The organism is Micromonospora sp. NPDC049171, assembly GCF_040648275.1.
GTDB lineage: Bacteria > Actinomycetota > Actinomycetes > Mycobacteriales > Micromonosporaceae > Micromonospora.
On record NZ_JBEZDJ010000032.1, the window covers coordinates 20,237 to 45,269 of the forward strand.

General features: G+C 71.2%; 25 protein-coding genes. 6 read left to right on the top strand and 19 right to left on the bottom strand.

Annotation, left to right across the window (positions count from 1 at the left end; all coding sequences use genetic code 11):
- Window positions 1-67 precede the first annotated feature (67 nt).
- Window positions 68-1,270, top strand: coding sequence for a low temperature requirement protein A (locus AB0B14_RS31320; protein ID WP_357525691.1), 1,203 nt, complete (start codon window positions 68-70; stop codon window positions 1,268-1,270).
- Between the two features lie 6 nt (window positions 1,271-1,276).
- Here the strand turns inward: AB0B14_RS31320 and AB0B14_RS31325 are convergent, their stop codons facing one another.
- The 9 genes from AB0B14_RS31325 to AB0B14_RS31365 all read right to left on the bottom strand — a co-directional run bounded on the left by AB0B14_RS31325 (window position 1,277) and on the right by AB0B14_RS31365 (window position 10,651).
- Entirely contained in the window at window positions 1,277-2,470 is a 1,194-nt protein-coding gene (locus tag AB0B14_RS31325) for a low temperature requirement protein A (RefSeq protein ID WP_357525693.1), read from the bottom strand.
- Between the two features lie 215 nt (window positions 2,471-2,685).
- Entirely contained in the window at window positions 2,686-3,327 is a 642-nt protein-coding gene (locus AB0B14_RS31330) for an MOSC domain-containing protein (RefSeq protein ID WP_357077079.1), read from the bottom strand.
- Window positions 3,328-3,342: 15 nt separating this feature from the next.
- On the bottom strand, window positions 3,343-4,173 hold the full coding sequence (locus tag AB0B14_RS31335) for a carbohydrate ABC transporter permease (protein ID WP_357077076.1): 831 nt from the start codon (window positions 4,171-4,173) through the stop codon (window positions 3,343-3,345).
- On the bottom strand, window positions 4,170-5,156 hold the full coding sequence (locus AB0B14_RS31340) for a sugar ABC transporter permease (RefSeq protein WP_357525695.1): 987 nt from the start codon (window positions 5,154-5,156) through the stop codon (window positions 4,170-4,172). Before AB0B14_RS31340 ends, AB0B14_RS31335 begins: the two co-directional genes overlap by 4 nt.
- The gene (locus AB0B14_RS31345; protein ID WP_357077070.1) at window positions 5,153-6,439 is read right to left on the bottom strand and encodes a sugar ABC transporter substrate-binding protein; all 1,287 of its coding nucleotides are present in this window, start codon (window positions 6,437-6,439) and stop codon (window positions 5,153-5,155) included. Before AB0B14_RS31345 ends, AB0B14_RS31340 begins: the two co-directional genes overlap by 4 nt.
- Window positions 6,440-6,687: 248 nt before the next feature.
- Window positions 6,688-6,972 carry a GlsB/YeaQ/YmgE family stress response membrane protein gene (locus AB0B14_RS31350; protein WP_357077067.1) on the bottom strand — a complete coding sequence of 95 codons (285 nt, stop codon included), beginning with the start codon at window positions 6,970-6,972 and terminating at the stop codon, window positions 6,688-6,690.
- Between the two features lie 407 nt (window positions 6,973-7,379).
- Window positions 7,380-7,664 carry a GlsB/YeaQ/YmgE family stress response membrane protein gene (locus tag AB0B14_RS31355; protein WP_357077064.1) on the bottom strand — a complete coding sequence of 95 codons (285 nt, stop codon included), beginning with the start codon at window positions 7,662-7,664 and terminating at the stop codon, window positions 7,380-7,382.
- A gap of 456 nt (window positions 7,665-8,120) precedes the next feature.
- Window positions 8,121-9,998: a translation elongation factor 4 gene (lepA, locus tag AB0B14_RS31360; protein WP_357077061.1), complete on the bottom strand. Its 1,878-nt coding sequence runs from the start codon at window positions 9,996-9,998 to the stop codon at window positions 8,121-8,123.
- 116 nt (window positions 9,999-10,114) lie between these two features.
- The gene (locus AB0B14_RS31365) at window positions 10,115-10,651 is read right to left on the bottom strand and encodes a DUF4240 domain-containing protein (protein WP_357525697.1); all 537 of its coding nucleotides are present in this window, start codon (window positions 10,649-10,651) and stop codon (window positions 10,115-10,117) included.
- A 61-nt stretch (window positions 10,652-10,712) separates the two neighbouring features.
- On the opposite strand from AB0B14_RS31365, the gene AB0B14_RS31370 reads away from it, so the two are divergent.
- On the top strand, window positions 10,713-11,699 hold the full coding sequence (locus AB0B14_RS31370; protein ID WP_357525699.1) for a phosphotransferase: 987 nt from the start codon (window positions 10,713-10,715) through the stop codon (window positions 11,697-11,699).
- A gap of 409 nt (window positions 11,700-12,108) precedes the next feature.
- Window positions 12,109-12,375, top strand: coding sequence for a 30S ribosomal protein S20 (gene rpsT, locus AB0B14_RS31375; RefSeq protein ID WP_357077052.1), 267 nt, complete (start codon window positions 12,109-12,111; stop codon window positions 12,373-12,375).
- A 149-nt stretch (window positions 12,376-12,524) separates the two neighbouring features.
- Here the strand turns inward: rpsT and AB0B14_RS31380 are convergent, their stop codons facing one another.
- The 4 genes from AB0B14_RS31380 to AB0B14_RS31395 form a co-directional block, all read right to left on the bottom strand.
- The gene (locus tag AB0B14_RS31380) at window positions 12,525-12,959 is read right to left on the bottom strand and encodes a hypothetical protein (RefSeq protein WP_357077049.1); all 435 of its coding nucleotides are present in this window, start codon (window positions 12,957-12,959) and stop codon (window positions 12,525-12,527) included.
- Window positions 12,956-13,936 carry a DNA polymerase III subunit delta gene (holA, locus tag AB0B14_RS31385; protein ID WP_357525741.1) on the bottom strand — a complete coding sequence of 327 codons (981 nt, stop codon included), beginning with the start codon at window positions 13,934-13,936 and terminating at the stop codon, window positions 12,956-12,958. The genes AB0B14_RS31380 and holA overlap by 4 nt, the downstream gene beginning before the upstream one ends.
- 268 nt (window positions 13,937-14,204) lie before the next feature.
- Window positions 14,205-16,610 (bottom strand): ComEC/Rec2 family competence protein, encoded by a 2,406-nt coding sequence (locus AB0B14_RS31390; RefSeq protein ID WP_357525701.1) that lies wholly within the window; start codon window positions 16,608-16,610, stop codon window positions 14,205-14,207.
- Window positions 16,607-17,422 (bottom strand): ComEA family DNA-binding protein, encoded by an 816-nt coding sequence (locus AB0B14_RS31395; RefSeq protein ID WP_357077044.1) that lies wholly within the window; start codon window positions 17,420-17,422, stop codon window positions 16,607-16,609. The genes AB0B14_RS31390 and AB0B14_RS31395 overlap by 4 nt, the downstream gene beginning before the upstream one ends.
- A 273-nt stretch (window positions 17,423-17,695) precedes the next feature.
- Here AB0B14_RS31395 and AB0B14_RS31400 point away from each other — a divergent pair, with 273 nt between their 5' ends.
- Window positions 17,696-18,358 carry an HAD family hydrolase gene (locus AB0B14_RS31400; protein ID WP_357525703.1) on the top strand — a complete coding sequence of 221 codons (663 nt, stop codon included), beginning with the start codon at window positions 17,696-17,698 and terminating at the stop codon, window positions 18,356-18,358.
- Between the two features lie 169 nt (window positions 18,359-18,527).
- Here the strand turns inward: AB0B14_RS31400 and AB0B14_RS31405 are convergent, their stop codons facing one another.
- From AB0B14_RS31405 to nadD, 6 genes are all read right to left on the bottom strand, one after another.
- Window positions 18,528-18,902, bottom strand: coding sequence for a VOC family protein (locus AB0B14_RS31405; protein WP_357525705.1), 375 nt, complete (start codon window positions 18,900-18,902; stop codon window positions 18,528-18,530).
- A 221-nt stretch (window positions 18,903-19,123) separates the two neighbouring features.
- Window positions 19,124-19,900 carry an SDR family oxidoreductase gene (locus AB0B14_RS31410; RefSeq protein WP_357077035.1) on the bottom strand — a complete coding sequence of 259 codons (777 nt, stop codon included), beginning with the start codon at window positions 19,898-19,900 and terminating at the stop codon, window positions 19,124-19,126.
- A 3-nt stretch (window positions 19,901-19,903) separates the two neighbouring features.
- Complete coding sequence (locus AB0B14_RS31415; protein ID WP_357525707.1) at window positions 19,904-20,758, bottom strand: DegV family protein; 855 nt, start codon at window positions 20,756-20,758, stop codon at window positions 19,904-19,906.
- A gap of 48 nt (window positions 20,759-20,806) precedes the next feature.
- Window positions 20,807-21,466 (bottom strand): histidine phosphatase family protein, encoded by a 660-nt coding sequence (locus AB0B14_RS31420; protein ID WP_357077029.1) that lies wholly within the window; start codon window positions 21,464-21,466, stop codon window positions 20,807-20,809.
- A complete protein-coding gene (gene rsfS / locus AB0B14_RS31425) occupies window positions 21,463-21,873 on the bottom strand; it encodes a ribosome silencing factor (RefSeq protein WP_357077026.1) in 411 nt (136 codons plus the stop codon). The genes AB0B14_RS31420 and rsfS overlap by 4 nt, the downstream gene beginning before the upstream one ends.
- Window positions 21,874-21,983: 110 nt before the next feature.
- Window positions 21,984-22,580 (bottom strand): nicotinate-nucleotide adenylyltransferase, encoded by a 597-nt coding sequence (gene nadD, locus AB0B14_RS31430; protein ID WP_357077023.1) that lies wholly within the window; start codon window positions 22,578-22,580, stop codon window positions 21,984-21,986.
- Window positions 22,581-22,881: 301 nt separating this feature from the next.
- On the opposite strand from nadD, the gene AB0B14_RS31435 reads away from it, so the two are divergent.
- Together AB0B14_RS31435 and AB0B14_RS31440 are read left to right on the top strand one after the other, a co-directional pair.
- Window positions 22,882-23,577, top strand: a complete 696-nt coding sequence (locus tag AB0B14_RS31435; RefSeq protein ID WP_357077020.1) for a PadR family transcriptional regulator — start codon at window positions 22,882-22,884, stop codon at window positions 23,575-23,577.
- Window positions 23,578-23,729: 152 nt separating this feature from the next.
- The gene (locus tag AB0B14_RS31440) at window positions 23,730-24,944 is read left to right on the top strand and encodes an FAD-dependent monooxygenase (RefSeq protein WP_357525709.1); all 1,215 of its coding nucleotides are present in this window, start codon (window positions 23,730-23,732) and stop codon (window positions 24,942-24,944) included.
- The last annotated feature ends 89 nt before the right edge of the window (window positions 24,945-25,033 follow it).

Sequence of the window (25,033 nt, forward strand, 5' to 3'; positions counted from 1 at the left end):
TGACGGGTACGCAGGGTCGGGGGCGGCTCTCGCCCGGGGTGCGGGGTGGCACAGGAGGGCAGCCGCAGTGACGTCCGCTCCGCTCCCCCGGATCCTCCGCCGCCGCGGCGAACCGGAATATCCGACCTTCCTGGAACTCTTCTTCGACCTGGTCTACATCTTCATGCTGTCCCGGCTCGCCACCAGCCTGGCCGAGAACCTCACCGTTCGGGGCGCGGCGCAGACCGCGGTCCTCCTGCTCGCCGCCTGGTGGGTCTGGGTGCTCACGGCGTGGCTCACCGACCTGTTCGACCCCCGGCTGCCGATCATCCAGGCGACAGTCCTGCTGGTCATGCTCGGCACCCTGCTGATGGCGATCGCGACACCGCACGCCTTCGGCCGGTACGGGTGGCTGTTCGTCGCCGCGTACTTCGGCATCCACCTGGTCCGTGACGCAGTCCTGATCCCCGGCACCCGGGTGAACCGGCCCATCCAGGCGCGGAGCATCCGGGTCTTCTTCTGGTTCGGCGTCACGGTGACGCCCTGGGTGGCCGGGGTGTTCGTGGACGAGACGGCCCGCCTGGTGCTCTGGTCGCTCGCCGTGGCGGTCGACCTCGGTTCGGCGCGGATCGGCTGGCCGACGCCGAGGCTGGGGCGTACCGAGCTGGCCAGCCAGATCTTCACCGGGTTGCACCTCTCCGAGCGGCACCGGGCGATCTTCATCGTCGCGCTCGGCGAGTTGATCCTGAGCACCGGAAGGGGGCTGGCCGGCAGCGGGTTCACCGCCGGTGAGGTGACCACCTGCGCGGTCGCGTTCGTCAGCGCGGTCCTGCTGTTCCAGCTCTACTTCCAGCGGATCCGGCGGATCCTGGCCCCACCGGGCGTCGCGACGGTGGAGCGGGTCCGCTCCGGCACCTCCACCTCGTACACCCATCTGGTGATGGTCGCCGGGGTGGTGGTCGTCTCGACAGGCACCTCGCTGGTCATCACCCGGCCGTTCGGTCGCACGTCGGTGGAGCTGATGGTGGCCATCCTCGGCGGACCGGTCCTGTTCCTGCTCGGCAGCGTGCTGTTCGATGCCGTGGTGACCGCCCGGATCCTCTGGTCCCGGGTGCTGGCGATCGCCGTGCTGGCGATCGTGCTGCTGGGCGCCCTGGCGGCGCCCGCCATGATCCCGCTGCCGCCGCTGACCGTCCTGGTGGTGGCGAACCTGGTCCTGCTGCTCACCCTGGTCGGGGAGGGGCTGGCGGCACGTCGCGAACCGGTCGAGGCCACCGCGCCGGCACGATGAGGGGTCTCAGCGCAGCATCGGCGGTGCCGGCGTACGGGCGTGTCGCCGGGTGCTGACCAGGTTCGCCACGGCGATCAGGGCCAGCACGGTCGTGGCGAGCAGCGCGACCACGACCGGCGGCAGCAGGGGCGTGGCCGGCGCCAGACCCGCCAGCAGCACCACACCGGCCAGTCGGGACCGCGAGATCCGCCCGAACACGGTGAAGTCGAGTACGCCCCGGCCGAGCAGGAACAACGCGGGGCCGCCGAGGATGACCGCGGCCCACGACTGTGGAGTCTCGCCCAGCGGGCGGCCCACCACGAGGTGACTGGTGACCGCCGCACCGGAGATTCCCGCCACCATGATCAGATGGGTGACCGCGGCGGACTGGGTGAGCAGCGCCGGGTTGGTCGACCGGGCGATCGCGTCGGTCAGCAGCTCACCGGCACGGTAGATGTAGATCCGCCACATCAACACCACGGTGCCGAACACCACGAGCAGCGCCCAGGCGCGCTCCAACGTGTACTCGCCCATGCTGAAGGTCGTTCCGGTCACGAAGATCGACACACCGAGCGCGATGATGACGAACTGCCGGTAGCGCTCGGCCACCCGCGCGTCGACCAGCCGCCAGTCCCGCGGTTGTGAGCGACCGATGCGGGGCAGCGGCCAACCGAGAGCGCCCGCGGCGTACTCGACAACGATCACGAACGCCCAGATCGGCAACTGGGCCGAACCGCCGACGAGCGCCCCGGCGATCCAGCCGACACCGGCGATGGACTTCCAGGTCTGGATCCGGACGGTCGAACGCGGCACGGTCCGGCCCGAGACGACAACGACGTAGTAGGCGGTGGTGCTGAGGGGAATGACCAGGTAGGTGATCGCGAAGAGCAGTGCGTGATCGCCGTACGCGTCGGCCGCGGCCGCGGCCAACAGCAGGCTGGCCGCCGCCACCCCGATGAGATGCACCTGCCCGGACGGGCGGGTCAGGTCGATGGTGTCGGCCGTCCACACGGTCAACGCCCAGATCATCGTGAACGCGAGCAGGAGCACCAGCGTCTCGGCGATGCCGGTCCAGGTCAGGTCCTCGGCCAGCATGGTCGCCAGAGTGGTCAGGGCGAAGACGTACACGAGGTCGAAGAAGAGCTCCAGGAACGCCGGACGCCGCAGGCTCGGGTCGGTTGGTGCCGCCGCGGCGGCACCGCCGTCCGTTGCCATCGACATCGCGCACCACCCGGCCCCCCGCCGCACACCCCCGATGGGGACGATACGGGCAACCGCAGGCGGTCGGCCCCGTCATCCGGGTCTTCGGGACCGAAACCGGTGGCCTGCCCGCCGTCCGCCGCGGCCCGGATCGGGGCGCGGAGGCATCGCGGCCCGGACCAGGGCGTGGGGCCGTCGCGGCCCGGACCGGAGCGTGGGGGCCGTGCGGCCCGTGGTCAGCGCCGGGAGGCGAGGCGGCGCTGGACGTTGTCCCGGAGCTTCTCCGGCAGGTCCGTCGCGTCGAGCAGCCGGGGCAGCAACTCCGGCTCCAGGGTGATCGCCCGGAACACCTCGCCGATGGTCACCCCGTGCGCGGGCCGCTCCACCACCTCGATCGGGTCGCCGGCGCCCACCTCACCCTCGCGCAGCACCCGCAGGTACGCCCCCGGCGTGGCGCGGACGGTGAAGCGCCGGATCAGGTCGGGCACCCCCCAGAAACCGGCGAACGTTGTGCACGGGGTGCGTGGCACCGTCACCTGGAGCACCGCCGTGCCGACGGCCCACTGCTCGCCGACGACCGCGCCTGTCACATCGACCGCGTAGGTGGTCAGATTCTCACCGAAGCCGCCCGGACGGATGGACCGGCCGATCTCGGCCGCCCACCACGCGGCGTCCTCCTCGGCGTACGCGTAGACGGCCTTCTCCGGCCCGCCGTGGTGAGCCCGCTCGCCGATGAAGTCACCGGCCACGCCCTCGGTGAGCAGCGTCACCGGGCCATCCACCGGCCGCTTGTCGATGCCGCTGCGGCCGCTCGCGTCACCGGCCCACTCCGCCTCGGTCACCACGCCGATGTTCACCGCTGCCACCCTGCCCGTCATGACGGTCAGCCTAGGTCAGCCCTTGACGGCTCCGGCCACCAGACCGGAGACCATCCGGCGCTGCACCAGCAGGAAGAAGATGATGACCGGCAGGGTGAACAGGGTGGACGCGGCCATCACCGGCCCCCAGTTGGTGTCGTCCCGGCCGAAGAAGAACGTCATCGCCACCGGCAGCGTGTAGCTGCCCTGGTCGTTGATGAACGTCAACGCGAAGATCAGCTCGTTCCACGCCGTGATGAAGGAGAAGATGCTGGTGGCCACCAGGCCGGGCGCGACAAGCGGAAAGAGGACCCGGCGGAAGATCTGGGCCCGGCTGGCGCCGTCGATGGCCGCCGCCTCCTCCAACTCCTTGGGCACCGCGGCGACGAAGCCGCGCAGCATCCAGACCGCGAACGGCAGCGAGAAACCGAGGTACGTGAGGATCAGGCTGGGCAGGGTGTTGTAGAGCCCCAACCGTTGGATCATCAGGAACAGCGGGATGACCAGCGCCTCCAGCGGGATCATCTGCACCACCAGCAGCATGATCAGGAAGCTGGTCCGCAGCTTGAAGCGGAACCGCGCCACCGCGGTCGCGGCGAGCAACGCGACCAGGCCGCTGAGCACCACCGTGGAGACGGCGACCAGCGCGCTGTTGAGGAAGAAGTCGAGGAAGCTCACGCCGGGGATCAGGTTGCCGGTCAGGATCTCCCGGTAGTGCGCCAGCGTCGGGTGGGTCGGCACCGGCTGCGGGGTGGCCGAGAAGATCTCGTTGCTCGGCTTCAGCGAGGTGGAGATCATCCAGTAGACCGGGAACGCCGCGAAGAGCGCGACCAGCAGCCCGGCGGCGTTGAGGGCGACCTTCTTCACGACTCGTCCTCCTGCCTGAGCACCATCCGTACGTAGAAGCCGGTGACCACCAGCAGGATCAGCGTGAGGATCACCGCGATGGCCGCGCCGAGTCCGTACTTCGGCGGCGGGGAGAAGGCTTCGGCGTACGAGTAGATGGCGAGCATGAACGTCGGCCGGTCCTGGGTGCCGCCGGCCAGCACGAACTGCTGGGTGAAAACCTTGAAGTCCCAGATGGTGGAGAGCACGATCAGGATCCCGAAGACCGGGCGCAGCAGCGGGAAGGTGATCTTCCAGAAGACCCGCCAGGGGCTGGCGCCGTCCACCCGGGCCGCCTCGTGCAGCTCGCTCGGCACGCTCTTGAGACCGGCCAGCACGCTCACCGCGATGAACGGGAACGAGTGCCAGACCACCACCAGGGTGAGGATGGCGAAGAAGAGCAGCGGCGAGTTGAACCAGCCATAGCCGGTCCAGTCGCTCCGACCGAACAGGCTGTTGGAGAGCCCGTCGGGCAGCGCGTTGAACAACCACGTGACGAGGCCGCTCGTGTCGTCGAAGATCCACTTCCAGACGATGGTGCCGGTCAGCGCCGGCGTGGCCCAGGCGAGCATCACGCAACTGGCCACGAAGGTCGCCATCTTGCGGCCGAGCCGGTTGAGCAGCAGCCCGACAAGCGTGCCGAGGACCATCGTGAGCAGCACGTTGGCCGCGGCGAACAGGACCGTGTTGCGCAGCACGGTCAGGAAGAACGGATCGGAGAGGATGTCGGCGTAGTTGCCGAGCCCCACCCACGGCCACTCCCGATCGCCGCGCAGCTGCCGCACGGAGTTCAGCCGGTAGAAGGACATCACCACCACCTGGCCGAGCGGCCAGAGCAGCAGCACCCCGATGATCAGTAGTGCGGGCAGGAGCAGCAGGTAGGGCAGGCGGTCCACCCGGCGACGCCGCCGCGCGGGGGTCTCCCGCGCGGCGGCCGCCTCTGGCGCCTCGGTCAGCGTGGTCACTTGGCGTTGAGAATGCTTTCCATCTCACCGGCCGCGTCGGCGGTAGCCTTCTCGACCGTCTTCTGACCCTTCATGACCGAGCTGTTCATCGCCTGGGTCACCGTCTTGGTCCGGCTGACCTCCACCCACTTCGGGGTGAGCGGCGTGAGCTTGGTGTTCTGCATGGTGGTGGCGAACGCCGCCATCACCTTGTCGTTGGCGTACGTGTCACCGGCGACGAGGTCCTGGTAGACCGGGAAGAAGCCGAGGCTGCTCGCGAAGCTCTGCGCGTTCTTCTTGTTCAGCAGCACGGTCAGGTAGTCCCAGGCCAGGTCCTGCCGCTCGCTGTCCTTCCAGATCGCCACGTCCGAACCACCGGCGAAACCGGGTGCCGCCTTGCCGTCCGGGCCGGGGATCGGGAACGTACCCCAGACCTTCTCGATCTCGGGGTTGTCCTTCTTGATGGCACCCTGCTGCCAGCTGCCGGCGAACGCCATCGCGGCCTTGCCGGTGGCGAACTGGGTGCGCGCGTCGATCTCGTTCCAGCCCGCCGCCGCCGGCGGGGCGACCTTGTGCACGGTCACCAGGTCGGTCCAGAACTTGACGGCCCGCTGCGCCTCCGGCGTGGTGTAGCCGGACTTCCAGGTGCCGCCCTGGTTGCTGGCGATCTCGCCGCCGGCACCCCACAGGAAGGAGTAGAACGGCAGCTCCGAGTTGCCCGGCAGGGCGATGCCGTAGGTGCCCTTCTTCTTCGCCTGCACCGCCTTGGCCACGGTGACCAGGTCGTCCCAGGTCTTCGGGGGCTGCACGCCGGCCTCGGCGAACCAGTCGGTGCGGTAGTAGATCGCGCGCACGCCCGCGTACCAGGGCACGCCGTACTGCTTGCCGTCGAGCTGCGCGTTGCGCACCAGGTCCGGCAGCAGATCCTTGCCGTCGGCCCAGCCGCCCATCCGACCACTCACGTCGGCGAGCGCCTCCTGGGCGGCCCAGCCCTGAGTCTCGGTGTTACCCAGCTCGGTGATGTCCGGGCCCTCTCCCCCGGCGAGCGCGGCCTGGAACTTCTTGGGCGCCTCGAGCCAGGGAATGTACTGCACCACCACGTCGGTGTCGGGGTGCTTCTGGCGGAACTCGGTCTCGACGGAGTCGAGGAAGGCGTTCTGCGCGTCGCCGCCCTCGCCCATCATCCAGACCGTGAGCTTGCTGTCGTCGGCCGCGTCCTCACCGGAACCCCCGCAGCCGGTCAGCACCATCGCGGCCGAGGCCACCATGGCGGTGACCGGGGCCAACCGCTTCCACCTGTTCACGCCACTTCTCCCCTCGCGCCGCCTGGAACTAACCTTCTCCGCCGCACCCTAGTACGGAGAATTCTTTTACGACAGTGGGCGGGACCGGCCAAAGCGTCGCGACCGTATCGCAGAGGCCCGACGAACGGCGCTCCACCATGGGGCCAAAGTCGGGCACATGCCACGAAAGAGCGCCCGACTCAAGGCCGGGCGCTCTTTCCATCGTGCTGTCCTGCGGTAGTGCTGCCTCGCCAGGTGATGCCAGGTCGTTATCGGGTGACGCGGCGCCGGCCACCAACGCCGGCCACCAACGCGACCGCGATCGCGGCAACCACCACCTGCACCAGCAACTCGGTCCAGTCGATGCCGCTCGTCTCGGTCGCGATGCCGACGGCCCGCGCCAGCACCGTACCGAGCAGGGCCGCGCCGATACCGATCAGCAGGTGCAGCCAGATCGGCATGTTCTGCCGGCCCGGAACAACCAGGCGGCCGAGCGCGCCGACGATGAGACCAACAACGATCGCAGTGATGATGCCCCAGACGGTGAGCTCCACGGCCACCCTCCTTACAAAGAATGTCTGTCACACGAGGTGTGTGCTTCCTGTCGTGACCGCTAAGTGCCCGCCCCACAGAAAATCCAAACCGACTCCAGCCACCAAACGATCACGACTTGGCCGACAAGAACACGTTCCACCGACCGCCCCTCCCCCGCCACCTACCGAGCCGGCCATCCCGCCACCCCGGCCCCCAGTCCAGGCGACCAAACCAGCCCAGGCCACAGCACCAGCCCAAGTCCAGATCAAGCCGTGCCGGGCTAGGCCAGGCTGCGCCAGACCGCGCCGCGCCGCGCGCCACCCCGCCGGGAAGAAGGCCCCACCGGGAAGAACGCCGATGGGCGCCCGACCTGTCGGCCGGGCGCCCATCGGCGATGTGGTGGTGGTACGGGAATTGGTGCTTGGTGTTACCGGGTCACTCGGCGGCGGCCACCAACGCCGGCCACCAGAGCGACCGCGACCGCGGCAACTACGACCTGCACCAGCAGCTCGCCCCAGTCGATACCGCTCGTCTCGGTCGCGATACCGACGGCCCGCGCCAGCACCGTACCGAGCAGGGCCGCGCCGACACCGATCAGCAGGTGCAGCCAGATCGGCATGTTCTGCCGGCCCGGAACAACCAGGCGGCCGAGCGCGCCGACGATGAGACCAACAACGATCGCAGTGATGATGCCCCAGACGGTGAACTCCACGGTCGCCCTCCTTCAAAGAATGTTCGACACACGATGTGTGCTTCCTGTCGTGACCGCTAAGTGCCCGCCCCGCCGAAAGCCCAAACCGACTCACCGCGAAGAAGAACGCCATTCGTCGATGCCTCGCGGGTGCGTCGGTTGTCGCGGAAGCACGTCCACACAGGTAGGAGCCCTTCTCGTCGGCCCGTCCACCTCACGGCAGCGCCAGAAAAATTTCCGGAGCGGGCGGTCGCGCCGCCGACCCAGGGCACCCCGACCGGCGACGCCTGCACCCGTGGTACGGGCGGCCGGCCCCGAGCCTCCGGCCCCAACCTCGACCGGAACACCCCTGCCAAGCAGTCAAGATCCGTGCAACTACGGGGAAACTGCTGCCTCAAACGAGCTCGAGACAGCAGTTTCGCCGTAACTGTGCGGATCGTGGCCCACGACGACCCCGGGCGGGGGCGGGCGGGGCTGTTACTTCTTTCCGGCGGCCTTGCCGTCGCCGGAGTCGGAGGAGAGGGCGGCGATGAAGGCCTCCTGCGGCACCTCGACGCGGCCGACCATCTTCATCCGCTTCTTGCCTTCCTTCTGCTTCTCCAGCAGCTTGCGCTTACGGCTGATGTCACCGCCGTAGCACTTGGCGAGCACGTCCTTGCGGATCGCCCGGATGGTCTCCCGGGCGATGACCCGGCTGCCGATGGCCGCCTGGATGGGCACCTCGAACTGCTGACGCGGGATCAGGGTACGGAGCTTGGCGGCGATGGTGACGCCGTAGTTGTACGCCTTGTCCTTGTGCACGATGGCGCTGAACGCGTCCACCGGCTCGCCGTGCAGCAGGATGTCCACCTTCACCAGGTCGGACGCCTGCTCGCCGGAGGGCTCGTAGTCGAGCGAGGCGTAACCCTTGGTGCGGCTCTTCAACTGGTCGAAGAAGTCGTAGATGATCTCCGCGAGGGGCAGCGTGTAGCGCAGCTCCACCCGGTCGGCGGAGAGGTAGTCCATGCCGAGCAGGGTGCCGCGTCGGCCCTGACAGAGTTCCATGACCGCGCCCACGTAGTCGTTGGGCGTCAGTACGGTGGCCCGGACCACCGGCTCGTACACCTCGGCGATCTTGCCGGTGGGGTATTCGCTGGGGTTGGTGACGACGATCTCCGCGCCGTCGTCCGTGATCGCCCGGTAGACGACGTTGGGTGCGGTGGAGATCAGGTCGAGGTTGTACTCGCGTTCCAGCCGCTCCCGGATGATCTCCAGGTGGAGCAGGCCGAGGAAGCCGCAGCGGAAGCCGAACCCGAGCGCACCGGAGGTCTCCGGCTCGTAGTCGAGGGCGGCGTCGTTGAGCTTGAGCTTGTCCAACGCCTCGCGCAGGTTGGGGTAGTCGGAACCGTCGATCGGATAGAGGCCGGAGTAGACCATCGGCTTCGGGTCCTTGTAGCCACCCAGTGCCTCGGCCGCCGGCCGACTGTTGATGGTGACCGTGTCACCGACGCGGGACTGCCGGACATCCTTCACGCCGGTGATCAGGTAGCCGACCTCGCCGACGCCGAGTGCCTCGGCCTTGACCATCTCGGGTGAGATGACGCCGATCTCCAGCAGCTCGTGCACCGCCCCGGTGGACATCATCTTGATCCGGTCGCGGGCGCTGATCCGGCCGTCGATGACCCGGACGTACGTGACGACGCCGCGGTAGACGTCGTACACCGAATCGAAGATCATCGCTCGGGCGGGCGCCGCGGCGTCGCCGACGGGTGGGATGAACTGCCGGACGATCTCGTCGAGCAGATACGGGACGCCCTCGCCGGTCTTGCCGGAGACGCGGATGCAGTCGGCGGGGTCGCCGCCGATCAGGTGGGCCAGCTCCTCGGCGTACTTCTCCGGCTGGGCGGCCGGCAGGTCGATCTTGTTGAGCACCGGGATGATGCGCAGGTCGTTCTCGAGAGCCAGGTAGAGGTTGGCCAGGGTCTGCGCCTCGATGCCCTGCGCGGCGTCGACGAGCAACACGGCGCCCTCGCAGGCGGCCAGCGACCGGGACACCTCGTAGGTGAAGTCGACGTGCCCCGGGGTGTCGATCATGTTGAGCACCGCGTGCTCACCGGCCCGCTCGCCGTCCCGGATGGTCCACGGCATGCGGACGGCCTGGCTTTTGATGGTGATGCCGCGCTCGCGCTCGATGTCCATCCGGTCCAGGTACTGGGCGCGCATCTGCCGGGGGTCGACCACACCGGTGAGCTGCAGCATCCGGTCGGCCAGGGTCGACTTCCCGTGGTCGATGTGGGCGATGATGCCGAAGTTCCGGATGCGACCGGGGTCGGTGGAACCGGGAGCATTCGCGCCGGGATCGAGCTTCGGTGGCACAGCGGTCCGTTCTGGTCGGCTGACGTGAACAGGCCGGCGCGCCGCCGACCCCCTCTATGTTCCCACGCCGCCGGGGTAGGTCCGCTGCGCGGGCGATGGATCGACCCGAGAACCTCTCACTCCAGCGGCGGCTCGACGAAGAGCGCGGCCAGCCGGGGCAGCCGACGACGGGCCTCCTCCTCGTCGTCGAAGTCCCAGAAGTCGTTGAGATCCGGAGTCCGCACCGGGTCGCGGTCCGCCGGCAGTTCGGTCGCGGTGGCCTTGCGGTACGCGTCCCAGGGCACCGACAGCATCCGCTCGGCGGAGAACTCCTCACCGCTGAGCGAGGCCGCCCGCACCTGGGGCAACTCGGCCAGCGAGTCCGGTTCGGTGACCGCCCGGGCGAAGACCGCCCGCCCCTGGGTCATCAGCCACCCCCGGAAGTGCTCGAAGCCGTCGGCCGAGGCACCGCCGTTGATCAGGTACGCCGCACCCCACAGATCCGCCTTGTGCGAGGCGGCCAACACCCGCGTCTGGTGCCGCGCGTACCCGATGATGTCCTCCGGATCGCGCGCGGCGAGCAGCGCGACGGCCCGGGCGGCGACCGGCCCGGGCTCTCCCCCGCCACCGGCCCGAGCCTCGTCGATCAACTGCCAGAAGTCCTCGGTCCTCATGGCTTGGCAGTCTGGCAGTGTCCCCGTGCGTCGCGCACGTACCCCGGGGCAGCATGGTGGGGTGTCCCCTCCCCCGCTGCCGCCGGTGCCCTACCACGCGAGCGCGCTGCGCCCGTCGTGGCCGACGCTGCCGGCGGCGCTGCGGGCCGCGGTCGCGGACCGGCTGGGCGCACCGGTGGTCACCGCCCGGGTGGCGGGCGCGGGCTTCACCCGCGGCTTCGCCGCAGTGCTCGACACCGCCGACGGTGGCCGGGCCTTCGTCAAGGCGGCACCCGCCGCCGAGCAACCGCATCTGGTCGACTGGTACGCCCGAGAGGCCGCCATCCTGGACCGGCTGCCGGTGGGCCTGCCGGCGCCCCGCCCCCGGTGGACCCTGTCGGCGGCCGGCTGGTTCGTGCTCTGCACCGACGCCGTCGACGGCCACACCCCGCACCTGCCCTGGGTGCCCGCCGAGTTGGACGCGACCCTCACCGGGTACGCCGAGGTCGCCGTCGCCCTGGCCGACCCGCCGGCCGAGTTGACCGCGCTCGGCCTGCCGCACCTGGCCGACCTGGCCCGCTCGGACATCCTCTGGTGGGAGGAGGTCGCCGCCGGTCGCGAGCCGACCCCAGCGCTGCCGCCCCCGGTCCGTGGCCGGCTGCCCGAGCTGGTGGCGTTGGAGTCCCTCCTCCCCCGGTACGCCGACGGGGCGACCGGCCTGATCCACGGTGACCTGCGGGTCGACAACGTGCTGATCGACGCGCACGGCCGAGCCTGGTTCTGCGACTGGACCTGGGCCTGCTCCGGGCCGGCCTGGTTCGACCTGGCCGGCCTGCTGCTCACCGCGTACGCCAGCGGGCAGGACGCGGACCGGCTCTTCGCCACGCACCCGGCGACGGCGGGTGCACCCCCGGACGCGCTGGACGCGACCCTGGCCGCGCTGGCCGGCTACTACCTCACCGGCGCCGCGGCGGCACCGCCGACGGCCTCGCCGCACCTGCCCGCCCACCAGCGGTGGAGCGGTGAGCAGCTGCTCGACTGGTTGGCTCGCCGTCAGGGCTGGCGGTGACGCGCTCCCGACCCGGCGGCTTCGGCAGTGCGGCGCCCCCGGCGGCCCGGCGGCCCGGCAGCGCAGCGGCCCGGCGGCGCAGCGGCCCGGCGGCCCGGCGGCGCAGCGGCCCGGCGGCCCGGCGGCCCGGCGGCGCAGCGGCCCGGCGGCGCAGCGGCCCGTGATCGACTCGGGTTCCTTGAAGTCGGGCTATCAGCCGCAGGCGATTACCGCGGTTTGCAGGAAACCGAGTGGATCAAGCGTCGAGTGTCCGGGTGAGCCCACGAACCGGGCGAACGCCGTTTCGGGCCGAGCCGTTTTGGCTCGTCCCGGGCAACCTGGTAACCTGGCTCTTCGCGCAGCGATGACGCATGTTTCGTCATCTTGCGCAGAAGCTGACCAACCCGAGCTATCAAGACGAGGCTGTCGCGTGGCGAACATCAAGTCCCAGATCAAGCGCAACCGGCAGAACGAGAAGGCCCGGCTGCGCAACAAGTCGGTCAAGTCGTCGCTGAAGACCGCCGTCCGGAAGTTCCACGAGGCTGCCGAGGCCGGTGACGTCGAGAAGGCCACCGCGCTCATGCTGGACGCCTCTCGCAAGCTGGACAAGGCCGTCAGCAAGGGCGTGATCCACTCCAACCAGGCCGCGAACCGCAAGTCCGCGATCGCGAAGCGCGTGGGTGCGCTCTCCGCCTGACGACTTCACCGTCAGACTGATTCGGAAAGCCCCGGGCCTCGGTCCGGGGCTTCCGTGTGCCCAGGCCAGTGCTCACCTCATGGCGAGGCACCGGCCTGAGATCTTGGAAGGAAAGTGCCCCTGGAGGGGCCGCTCCGCTCCAAGATCTACTATGCCTGAGCTGGTGGGCGCTTCGGCGCATCGGTGCGCGGGGGGGACGCGTCCACCGCCATGACGACCCCGGTCACGCTGTGCGAGGCCCACTCCACTCGGGCTCGACCGACGACCGGCTCCATCTGCCGGCGAAAACGATCCCGTTCCTGCTCGGGCACGAGCGCGGCGGAACGGACCACGATCGCGGCCACCATGTCGTTGAGCTTGACCATCGCCGCCACCACGGCGGGCAGCACCAGCACCGCCCACCAGGTGACCAGCTCGGCGAGGGCGAGCAGCACGGCCAGCGCGATGGTGCCCTCGAAGAAGAGGAAGCACAGCACGCCGCCGGGGTTGACGAACCGGAGGCCGAGGAGTCGGGCGTAGAGCGGCCGATACCGCTCCTCGTCGACGGCGACAGTGGCCCACGCCGGGCGATTCGCCCCCGTCATCTGGTGCCGCCCTGCCGGGCCGCCGCGACCGAGAAGACCGCGCGCTCCAGGGCGTACGCCCGGTCGTCGGAGCCACCCTTGACTGCGGCGTTGCACTCGGCGGCGACCTGCATGGCCCGGACCAGGCCCTCCGGTGTCCAGCCGCGCCCCTGCCGCTGCGCCCGCTCGACCTTCCAGGGGGGCATGCCGAGACTGCTGGCGAGCTGGTACGCGTTGCCCCGCCCGGCCGACGCCACCCGGGCCACCGTGCGCACCCCGTCGGCCAGGGCGTCGGCGATGGGCACCGGGTCGACCCCGACGTGCAGGGCCCAGCGCAGCGCCTCCAGTGCCGCCGGCACGTCACCGACCATGGTGGCGTCCGCCACCGTGAAGCCGGTCACCTCGACCCGGCCCCGGTAGTAGCGGCTCACCGTGTCGGCGCTGATCCGCCCGTCGGTGTCGGCGATCAGTTGGGAACAGGCGGCGGCCAGCTCGCGCAGGTCGTTGCCGACCGCCGCGATGAGCGCTTCGGCCGCGTCGTCGGTGCACTTTCCGCCGGCCCGGCGGATCTCGTCACGGACGAAGGCCACCCGCTCGCGGTGCCCCTTGAGCTTGGCTGCCGGGACGACAGTCGCGCCGGCCGCCCGCAGCCCGTCGGCGAACGCCTTGCCCTTGGCGGCGCCCAGGTGCAGCACCAGCAGTTGGACCTCCGGGTCGGGGTTCTTCGCGTACGCCAACAGCGCGGCGACCAGGTCCTTGCGGGCGTCCTGACCGGAGCGCAGGATCAGCAGTCGCCGCCCGCCGAACAGCGAGGGGCTGAGCATCTCGGCGATCTCGCCGACGGCGAGCGCACCGGCCTGGTATTCGCGGACGTCCGCTTCGGGGTCGACACCGCGAACCTTCGCGACAGCTTCGGTGACCGCGCGCGTGGCGAGTAACTCCTCGTCACCGAGGACGAGCAGAATGGGAGCGAGGTTGGCGGCGGTCACGCCGCCCATATTCGCACGGCCCACGCCGGGATCGTGCCTGCTCATTCGCCGCTTGGTCGGCGCAGCCCGCACTCAGCGCAAATCCAGACATCTATCTCAATTGACCGCTTAATCCACAATTCATGTCACTGGGTTGGTTCCGGTACGGGCTGACCAGCACCTGGCCGACCGCCGCCCCAGAGCCCCGTGCCTGACCCACCCGAGGGCAGTCTCCGTCGGACGCGGAGTCCCGCCGATGATGGGCGGACCACTCGCACCGGGCCCCTCCCGACGAGGCTCAGGATTGCCGGCCCGGTGGGACTCCCCGCCGCACCACGGCCAGGCCACCGTCAGCCCGGATCGCCGCCAGGTCGCCGTCGGTGTCGGTGCGCAGCACCCGGGCGCCACCCCTGCTCAGCCGGGCCAGTATCCCCGGGTTCGGGTGCCCGTAGGTGTTACCCGTGCCCACCGGCACGAACGCGACCGCCGGCCGCACCGCGTCGAGAAAGCCCGGGTCCTGATACGCCGAACCGTGGTGGGCGACCTTCAACACGTCCGCCCGTAACTGGCCGGGTGTCGCCCGCGTCAGCAGCGCGTGCTGCTCCTCGGTCTCCGCGTCGCCGGGCAGCAGGATCCGCACCCCGCCCACCGTGGCGCGCACCACCAGCGAGTTGTTGTTCGGGTCGGACCTGGTGCCGGCCAGCGGGTACGGCGGGCCGAGCACCAGCAGGTCGACGCCTCCGATCGGGTGACGGGCACCGGCCACGGTGGTGCGCAGCGCGGCCCGCCCGGCGGCCGCCGCCCGGACCAGGTCCCGGCCGCTCTCCGGATCCGTCGACGACGGCACCAGCACGGCGCCCACCCGCCGCCCCCGGAACACCCCGGCCACCCCACCCACGTGGTCGGCGTGGAAGTGGCTGATCACCAGCAGCGGCACCTCCCGTACGCCGAGTCGACGCAGGCAACCGTCCACCGCACTCGGCTCCGGCCCGGCGTCGACCACCACCGCCCGGCCGGGGGCGACCGGCAACACCACGGCGTCGCCCTGGCCCACCGCGCAGACCACCACGACCCAACCCGCTGGCGGCCAGCCAGCGAACACCAGCCGCACCGGAAGCGCGCCGAGCACCGAGGCGACACCGACGACGGCCACCAGTCGGCGTACGAGGGGGCGGCGCACCGCGATCAGCAGTGCGACGGTCAACACGGTCAGCAGCAGCGCCCCCGGGAGCCCGCCGGGCCACGGCAGGGTGCCGCCCGGGAGTCGGGCGCCCTGTCGGGCGATGACCACCAGCCACCAGGCCGGCCAACTCGCCAGCCACGCGAGGATCTCGGCCCCGGACGGCCAGAGCGGCGACACCATGGCCGCCGACACGCCCAGCACTGTCGCCGGTGCGATGGCCGGCACCGCGAGCAGGTTGGCCGGCACCGCCACCAGGCTGACCGTGCCGGAGATCCCGGCGACGACCGGTCCACAGGCCAGTTGCGCGGCGGCCGGCACGGCCAACGCCTCCGCCAGGCCGGGCGGCACGCCGCGCCGCCGCAGCCGATCCCGCCAACGCGGCGCGAGCAGCAAGAGGCCACCGGTGGCCAGCACGGAGAGCGCGAAACCGGGATCCCCGGCCAACTCCGGGTCGACGAGCACCAGCACGGTGACGGCGGCGGCCAACGCGGGCAGCGCGGCGCGGGGACGACCGGCGGCAAGCGCGGCGAGCCCGATGGCCCCCATCGTCGCGGCCCGTACGACGCTCGGTGACGGGCGGACCAGGATGACGAAGCCCACCAGCGCCACCGCGCAGAGCCCGACGGCGAGCCACGGACCGGCCCGCGCCCAACGCGCCAGCAACAACACCGCGCCGACCACAATGGCGACATTGCTCCCGGAAACGGCATTGAGATGTGTCATCCCGGTGGCCCGGAAATCCTCCTCGACGGCGGGTGGCAGTCGGCTGGTGTCGCCCACGACGAGCCCCGGCAGCAGCCCGCCCGGCTCGTCGGGCAGCGGCGCGCAGGCCCGTTGCAGACCGGCACGCAGGGTGCCGGCGGCGCGCTGCGCCCAGGACGACACACCGTGCCGCTGCGGCGGACCGTTGGTGCTGAGCACGGCCGCGGTGAGATCACCACCGCGCGCGACGCCGAGCCGACCATCGGCGGTGAGGCGTTGCCCGGGCAGCAGTCCCTGCCAGGCCGGGTCGGTGGCCAGGACGAGCAGCCGCACCGACGCGTGGATGCGTCGACCGTCCGGGCCGGTGAGGCGGACCAGTTCGCTCGGTACCAGCAGCATCCCCGGTCGCCCGGCGGAACGGATCGGGCGCGGATCGTCCCGGACCACCACCTCCGCGGTGACCAGTGCGCGCTGCTCGGCCAGGGCACGGATCGGCGGGGCGTCCCGGATGGCGAGCTGGGCCGCGGTGACCGCCCCCGCACAGACCACACCGAGGCCGACCGCGACGGCGATCCAGCCGTGGCGGCGCGCGACGGCCCGCGGACGACCGAAGCGGCCGAGCAGGTGCAGGGCGGTGCACACGGTCAGGATGGCCACCACCCCGGCCACCAGCAGGAGCGAGCGGACGCCGAGATGTAGGCCGGCGAGCGCGGTGAGCCACGCGGCCACGGCCAGCCCGGCGAGTCGCAGGTCCGGCGGTGATGCCCGATCTTGGGCGGCGGTCAGCTGGCCGTGCGGCGTCGGGTCACCGCTGTTCACACCGTCACCAGATCCTTGAGCTGCTCATACCGTGCGTCGCCGATCCCGTCGACCTGGCGCAGGTCGCCGACGGCCTTGAACCCGCCGTGCTGGTCCCGGTGGTCGAGGATGCGCTGGGCGAGCACCGGCCCGACCCCGGGCAGCGCGTCGAGCTGCGCCAGGGTGGCGGTGTTGAGGTTCAGCGGACCGGCAGCCGGAGCCGCCCCGCCCGCCGCCGGACCGGCCGGCGCCGGCGGCGGCGTCACGCCGACCACGATCAGCTCGCCGTCGGTGACCTTGCGAGCGGGATTGAGCAGCGCCACGTCGACCCCGGGCAGCGGGCCGCCGGCCGCCTGCACCGCGTCGGCGAGCCGGGACCCGGCCGGCACCCGCACCAACCCGGGCTTGCGGACCTTGCCCGCGACCGCCACCACCAGCTCACCGGAGCCGGAAGCGCTGAGGTCGCCCGCCGGCGTGGCCGCTACGGCCTCGCTGCCCAGTGGTGCGGCCGGCTCGGCGTGCGGCCGGGACCGCCAGGCCCACCCGGCGGCGGCCAGCACCACCACCACCGCGACGACCGCCAGCGCCCGCACACCGCGTCGCCCTGGGTCGAACGCGCCAGGCCCGGACAGCCGTGGGGCCAGCGAGCCTTCCACGGCAAGGGGTACGCCCGCGTCCGGCTCGGCCATCGGCGCCCCGGCCCGGGGTGGCAGCACCCCAGCCAGAGGTACGCCCGCGAGCGTTGCCCGTGCCGGGGGTGACGACACGTCCAGCGGCGCATCCGTCAGCCGGCGCAGGCGCTGGCGTACCTCGGTCTCCTCGTCGTGTGACACAGGGCGACGCTATGGCGACGGCGGAGGCGGTGGGGTGTGGCGACATCGCCCTGTGGATAACCGACGCCACTGTGGACAACGCCCTGATCAAGCGCGGATCTGCTAGCGGTTCTGGTCTGCTTGGCACGTCCGCTGCGCACGTCGCTGCGACGGCCCACGGCCCGCCGGCTGGTGGGCCGGGTCACCGGGACCGTGATCACCGGATTCGGCTCGCCGTCAGCAGCCACTGAGCTCGCCGAACCCACCGGCCGCGGTGACGACTACGCTGCGAGCGTGATCAAGGGACTGCTGCTGGACTTCTACGGCACAGTGGTCGAAGACGACGACGCGATCATGCAGGCGATAGCTGACCAGGTAGCCGCCGGCGCCTCACCATCCGTCGCTGGAGGCGAGGTCATGGATGCGTGGGCGTGGGAGTACGAGGCGGTCGCCGCCGGCCCACAGTTCCGGACGCTACGACACTGCGCGATGCACAGCCTGGCCAGGGTGATGGCCGCGGTGGGCTGCGCCGGTGACCCGGTCAGGCTGTGCGCGGCGCAGTTCGAGTACTGGCAGTCGCCGCCGCTACGTCCAGGTACCCGGGAGTTCCTCTCCCGGGTCACGGTGCCCATCTGCGTCGTGTCGGACGTCGACCGCGCCGACCTGGACGCGGCGATGGCACACCATGGCCTGGCCTTCACCGCCGTGGTGACAAGCGAGGAAGTCCGCGCCTACAAACCGGACCGGGACATGTTCACCCGAGCGCTCGCCGCGCTGGACCTGCGTGCGGACGACGTGCTGCACGTGGGCGACTCGACAAGCGCCGACGTGTACGGGGCGCACGCCGCCGGCATCCAGGCGGTGTGGATCAACCACCGCGGGCACACCCGGCCGGACGACACACCCGTCGCATACGAGATGACGGACCTGACCCAACTTATCGAAATCCTCCAATAGTCACGCTCAGCACGCTCCAGATCCGCCGCTGCCGCCTCGACGACATCGATGAGCAACGGGCAACAGCGGGGAGGCCGACGAAGCGTTCTGGCGGAACCCGGGTGGGGCCGGCCCCGGCGGACAGAGCAACCGGAGCCGACACCCGCCCCGACGAGCGACGCGGCCGCCCCTACAGGTACGGCCGGGTGATGATCTCGATGGCGTGGCCGGCCGGGTCGAAGAAGTAGAAGCCCCGTCCACCGTGCTCGGTGTTGGTCTCCCCCTCCCGCTTCAGCTGCGGGTCGGCCCAGTAGGTGATGCCGCGCCCCTCGACGAACGCCAGACACCGCGCGAACAGCTCGTCGTCGACCAGAAACGCGTAGTGCTGCATCTGGAGCTCCACCGGCGGCTCGGCGAACTGGAGCAGCACTCCCCCGTCCAGCACGATGTTGACGAACGGCCCCCACGACGGCGCCTCCGGCAGCTCGAACAGCTCCCGGTAGAACGCGGCCGACGCGTTCTTGTCCTTGCTGGCGATGATGGTGTGGTTGAACGTGACTGTCATGCGTACCGTCTTCTTCCCGGTCGATCCGTTGACCCGACCGGAGGCCCACAGCGTTCACCCAGCCACACCGATGACGACGCCCCGAGGGCACCGACGCCCCGGACCCCGCACGAGAGACGCGCACATCGCATCGATCTCGGCGTGGTGGCTGAAGTAGCCAGAACCTCCGGGGGGTAGGCCCATCTGGGGCGCGCACGGAGGCTAACACGGACGATCGGTCGTCAGTGGGCCTCCGGGTCGAGGCCGAGCACGGCTCGTCCCCCGTCCACCGGCAGGATCACCCCGTTGACGAAGCTCGCCGCCGGTGACAGCAGGTACGCGACGGCCTCGGCCACCTCGTCGACCCGCCCGATCCGGCCCACCGGGTGCAGCCTGTTCAGCTCGGCGTCGATCCACTGGGCCTGGGTGGGCTCCTGCGCGGCCAGGAACTCGGTGTGCCGCTCGGTGGCGATCGAGCCGAGCGCGACCGCGTTGGCGCGGATGCCGTACTTCCCGTACTCGACGGCAAGTGCCCGGGTCAGACCCTCCACGGCGGCCTTCGCCGTCGCGTACGGCAGGGCACCCGACACGGGCCGGCGGGCCTGGTGCGACGAGACGTTCACGATCGCGCCGCCGGCGGCGCGGGCCAGGAAGCGGCGGACGGCCACCGCGGCGCCCACCACGGCCGGGCGCAGGTTCAGCCCGATCAGGTCCAGCACCGTGTCGGCCGACGCCGAGTGCAGCGCGGCGTCGCGGAACACCGCCGCGTTGTTCACCCAGCCGGTCAGGGGCGCCGCGCGTTCGGCCAGCTCGGCGGCGTGCTCGGCCACCCGCTCGTCGGCGGCGTCACCGAACACCGCGACGAGTCGGTCGGCGGCGGGATGCCCGGCCAGCCAGTCGGCGGCGTCGGCGTCGCGCTCCAAAACGACGACTGTGGCACCGGTCGCCACCAGGCGTTCCACCACGGCCCGGCCGACACCGCGACCGCCGCCGGTCACCACACACGACGACGTGGACACCGCTCACTCCTCCGGCCGACGGTGGACGACCACGCAGGCCAGGCCCGGCCCGGCGTGCGCGGCGACGACCGCGCCCGCTTCGGAGACGTACGTGTGGTGCAGCCGGTCACCGAACCGTTCGGTCAGCGCGGTGCGCAGCGCCTCGGCCCGTTGCGGCGCGGCCAGGTGGTGCACCCCGAGGTCCACGTCGTCGTCGCCGGCCGCCTCGACGGCCAGGTCCACGAGGCGGGCCACTCCCCGGCTGGCGGTACGGACCTTCTCGCGCAGCACGATCGCCCCGTCCGGCATGTGCATGATCGGCTTGACGGACAGGGCGGTGCCGAACAGCGCCTCGGCCGCGTTGATCCGGCCACCCCGGCGGAGGAACTCCAACGTGTCGACGTAGAACCAGACGGTGGTGCGGGCGATGGCGGCGAGCGCCGCGTCGCGTACCCCGGCAAGGTCGGCGCCGGCCTCGGCGGCGGTGGCGGCGGCGATGGCCGGAAAGCCCAGCCCCATGCCCGCCGAGCGGCTGTCCACCACCTCGACGCGGCCGTCCAGGTCGGCGGCGGCCAGCCGGGCCGCCTCCACCGTGCCCGACAACGCGGCGGAGAGGTGCACCGAGACGATCCCGTCGGCGCCGGTGTCGAGCAACTGACGGTACGTCCGCGCGAACTGCTCGGGTGCCGGCCGGGAGGTGGTCGCCGAGACCCGGCGGGCGCTCAGTGCCAGGGTCGCGTCGGCCGGCTGGGTCTCCACCCCCTCCAGCCCTTCCGCGCCGTTGAGCACGACGGTCAACGGGACGACGGTCAGCCGGTGCGCCTGCACCAGCTCGGGCGGAAGGTAGGCGGTGGAGTCGATGACAACCGCGACGGGCATGCCCGGCACGCTAGCCGATCGAGGCCTCGAACGCCGAGGCGCGAGCGCTCAGATCGCTTCGACGGCGACCGGGGCGGTGACCAGGCCGACGTTGTGCGCCCGCAACTGCCAGCCACTGACGTCCTGTGGGCGCCCGACGGTCGGCGCGCGGTCGTCGTGCCGCAGCTCGCTCCAGTGGCAGTTGGCCAGCGAACCGATGGTGCGCAGCACTGTGGTGTCCCAGCCGAGCAGACGACCGATGCCCTGCCGGGAGCCGCCACCGTGAGTGGCGATCACCACGGTGCCGCCGGGAGCCGCTTCCGCTGCCTCCCGCAGGGCGGCAGCGACCCGCTCGCCGAGATCGTGCAAGGGTTCGAGATCGGCGCCCGGGTCGGGGTCGCCGGCCCGCCACCGCGCGTACTCCTCCGGGAAACGCTCGGCGACCTCGGTGAGGTGCAGGCCCTGCCACTGGCCGAAGTGCCGCTCGCGCAGCCGGGCGTCGGTGCGAACCGGAAGCCCGGTCAGCGCGGCGAGCGCCGCGGCGGTCTCCGCGGCGCGGCTCAGGTCGCTGGCCACGATCGCGTCGGGCCGCAGCGCCGCGAGCAGCGGGGCGGCGGCGCGGGCCTGGTCGCGACCCAGCTCGTTGAGGGGTACGTCGGTCTGCCCCTGGACGCGGTTGGCGGCGTTCCAGTCGGTGTTGCCGTGCCGCCAGACGATCAGTCGGGTCATTCGGCGGCGGCGGACGACCCGCTGGCGTCGGCCTCGACCAGGTCGCGGTCGACGAACGGGATGGTGGGGCAGTCCTTCCAGAGGCGGTCGAGCCCGTAGAACTCGCGCTCCTCGGTGTGCTGGACGTGCACCACGATGTCGACGTAGTCGAGCAGCACCCAGCGGCCACCACGCTCGCCCTCACGCCGCACCGGCTTGGCCTTGTCCGGCAGCTCCAGCAGGCTCTCCTCGATCGCGTCCACGATGGCCAGCACCTGGCGCTCGTTGGGGGCGGCGGCGAGCACGAACGCGTCGGTGATGGCGAGCTGGTCGCCGACGTCGATGATCGTGATGTCCTGCGCCTTCTTGTCGGCGGCGGCCTGGGCGGCCGCGATTGCCAGCTCGTGAGCGCGTTCGGAAACTGTCACCGTTCTCCTTCGATCAAGCGTGCGATCCTCCAAGCGTCTCATACCCGGCGACGCCCCGACCGTGCAGTTCTGGTCGGTTAAATACACAAACCAGCCGGAATCCGGCGCGGTCAGCCGTGATAGAGGCTTCGCTTGGCGATGTACTGCACCACACCGTCGGGCACCAAATACCAGACGGGCTCGCCCCGGGCGACCCGGGCGCGGCAGTCCGTCGACGAGATGGACATCGCGGGCACCTGGATCAGGCTGACAGTGTCCGCCGGGAGGTGCTTGTCGGTCAGCGGGAAACCGGGCCGCGTCACCCCGATGAAGTGGGCCAGTTCGAAGATCTCGTCCAGATCCTTCCAGGACAGGATGCGCTGCAGGGCGTCCGCGCCGGTGATGAAGAACAACTGCACCTTGGGGCCGTACTCCGCCTGGAGGTCGCGCAGGGTGTCGACGGTGTAGGTCGGCCCACGGCGGTCGATGTCGACCCGACTGACCTGGAAGCGCGGGTTGGAGGCGGTGGCGATGACAGTCATCAGGTAACGGTCCTCGGCCGGGCTGACCGGTTCGTCGGCCTTCTGCCACGGCTGCCCGGTCGGAACGAAGACCACCTCGTCCAGGCCGAACCGGTCCGCCACCTCACTGGCCGCGACGAGGTGACCGTGGTGGATCGGGTCGAAGGTGCCACCCATGATCCCGATCCGCCGGATATCTTCCTCCACCCGATGATCGTAGGCCGACCGTCGGGACCGACCACCCCGGCCCGGCTAAGCGCCCAGGCGAGCACCCCACCCCGACCCCGGCGGGACACCGCGACATGCCGGAACGGCGCACGCTGGCAGCGATGGTCAACTCGCCTTTCGGGAAATCGGTGCGTCAAACCGGTCAGGACACCGCGACTTCAAGGAAACCGAGTCGATCAAGGCGCGCGCGGGATCGCGGAGCGCGCGGGATCGCGACGGGTTACTCGTGTGCATATACTTGCGGACGAGTAATTGGAAGCGAGCGAGTCTGGAGGGCATCGTGCCGAAGCGGCGCAAGGTCGGCAATCTGCTCGCGTTGGCCGTGCTGTCCGCGCTTGTCCAACGGCCGATGCACCCGTACGAGATCGCCACCGCACTGCGGGCCTGGGGCAAGGACCAGGACATGGAGTTCAAGTGGGGCTCCTTCTACACGGTGATCCGCAACCTGGAGAAGCACCGCCTGATCGACGCGGTGGAGAGCGTCCGCGAGGGCCGGCGCCCGGAACGCACCGTCTACCGGATCACCGACGCGGGGCGCGCCGAGCTGGTCGACTGGGCCCGCGAGCTGGTCTCCACCCCGATGCCGGAGCATCCCCGCTTCCGCGCCGGGTTGTCCGTCCTCGCCGCGCTGCATCCTGACGAGGCCACCGACCTGCTTCGTCAGCGGCTCGACCTGCTCGAAGACGCGCTCCGGCGGGACCGCGAGACGCTCGACGCCCACCTGCGGGAGATCCCGCGGCTGTTCCTGGTCGAGTCGGAGTACGACCTTGCCCTGCGGGAGGCGGAGGCGGCCTGGCTGCGTGCCCTGCTCGCCGAGCTGACCTCGGGCAGCTATCCGGGGCTGGACACCTGGCGGGCCTTCCACGAGACCGGCGAGATGCCCGCGGAGCTGACCGGGTTGGCCGAGAGAACCACCACCCCGAGAGCCAACACCGAACCCACCCATCCGACAGCCAGCAACCGGGAAGCCGGCTGAAGACGGCTCCGGCGGGGTGCGCCAACACCCCGCCGGAGCCCTTACCCCGAACCGATGCCTGGGAAGGCGCCCGGCCCGAAGCGGCAACCAGAGGATAACCGGGCTCCCTCCCAGGTCGGTCGCACGCGACCACACACCCCAGGGAGAAGAGCATGACCACGGTACGAACCGCGATCGTCATCGGCGGCGGTATCGCCGGACCGGTGACCGCACTCGCACTGCGCCGCGCCGGCATCACGGCGACCGTCCACGAGGCGTACCCGGCGACCGCCAGCGGAGTTGGCGGCATCGGCGGCACCCTCGCGCTCGCGCCCAACGGCGTGGCGGCCCTGCGTACGATCGGCGCGGACGAGGCGGTGACGGCGACCGCCACCCCGATCACGCGCACCGTCATGGCGGTCGGCCGACGCCGCATCGACCTGCCCACGCTGACCGGGGTGCCCCCGCTGCACGTGGTGCACCGCGCCGAGCTGCACCGGGCGCTGCACGATCAGGCGGTCGCCGAGGGGGTCGGCTTCGCGTACGGCAAGCGGCTCATCGACGCCGAGCAGACGAAGAGCGGCGTGACCGCCCACTTCGAGGATGGCAGCACCGCCACCGCCGACGTCCTGATCGGTGCCGACGGCATCCGGTCGACGGTTCGTGGCCTCATCGATCCGGCCGCGCCCGGTCCCCGGTTCACCGGCCTGCTCGGCTTCGAGGCGGTGGCCCGGCACGACGTGGACGCGGAGCCGGGCACGATGACGTTCGCGTTCGGGCGCCGCGGCTACTACCTCTACTGGCCGGAGCCGGGCGGTGGCACCCGGTGGGGGGCCAACCTGCCGTACCAGCGGCCGGTGAGTCTGGTCGAGGCCCGCACGGTGCCGTCGGCGCAGTGGTTGGCCACGCTACGCGGCACCTACGGCGACGACGACCCGGGCCGGGAGCTGGTGGCGACAAGCACCGCCGACGAACTCCAGGTGGTGGGAGCGTTGCAGATCATGCCACCGGTGCCGCACTGGCACCGGGGTCGGATGGTGCTGGTCGGCGACGCGGCCCACGCACCGTCGAACAGCTCCGGGCAGGGCGCGTCGCTGGCCATCGAGAGCGCGGTCCAGCTCGCCCGCTGCCTGCGTGACCTACCGGACGTGGCGTCGGCGTTCGCCGCGTTCGAGCGGCTGCGCCGCGCCCGAGTGGAGAAGGTCGCCGCCCGCGCGGCGCGGATCAACCACACGAAGGCGCCGGGGCCGGTGGGCCGGACGCTGCTGCCTCTGCTGATGCCCCTGCTGGTGCGCACCGCGATGGACCCGGAGAAGACGATCGCCCACGAGCAGCGGTACGTCATCGACTGGGACGCGCCGGTCACGGCGGAGTTCGCGGCGCGCTGAGCTACGGGTGCGGGGTGGCAGTTGCTGATCGACTCGGGGTCCGGGAAATCGGGGTGTCAACCCGTCCCGGACCCCGCGATATTCGTCAG

Bases quoted from the DNA above. Each gene is read 5' to 3' on its own strand.
- AB0B14_RS31325 (WP_357525693.1), bottom strand. From the start codon at position 2,470: ATGTCGATGGCAACGGACGGCGGTGCCGCCGCGGCGGCACCAACCGAC.
- AB0B14_RS31330 (WP_357077079.1), bottom strand. From the start codon at position 3,327: ATGACGGGCAGGGTGGCAGCGGTGAACATCGGCGTGGTGACCGAGGCG.
- AB0B14_RS31365 (WP_357525697.1), bottom strand. From the start codon at position 10,651: ATGAGGACCGAGGACTTCTGGCAGTTGATCGACGAGGCTCGGGCCGGT.
- AB0B14_RS31380 (WP_357077049.1), bottom strand. From the start codon at position 12,959: ATGACGGGGGCGAATCGCCCGGCGTGGGCCACTGTCGCCGTCGACGAG.
- holA (WP_357525741.1), bottom strand. From the start codon at position 13,936: ATGGGCGGCGTGACCGCCGCCAACCTCGCTCCCATTCTGCTCGTCCTC.
- AB0B14_RS31405 (WP_357525705.1), bottom strand. From the start codon at position 18,902: ATGACAGTCACGTTCAACCACACCATCATCGCCAGCAAGGACAAGAAC.
- AB0B14_RS31415 (WP_357525707.1), bottom strand. From the start codon at position 20,758: ATGCCCGTCGCGGTTGTCATCGACTCCACCGCCTACCTTCCGCCCGAG.
- AB0B14_RS31420 (WP_357077029.1), bottom strand. From the start codon at position 21,466: ATGACCCGACTGATCGTCTGGCGGCACGGCAACACCGACTGGAACGCC.
- AB0B14_RS31440 (WP_357525709.1), top strand. From the start codon at position 23,730: ATGACCACGGTACGAACCGCGATCGTCATCGGCGGCGGTATCGCCGGA.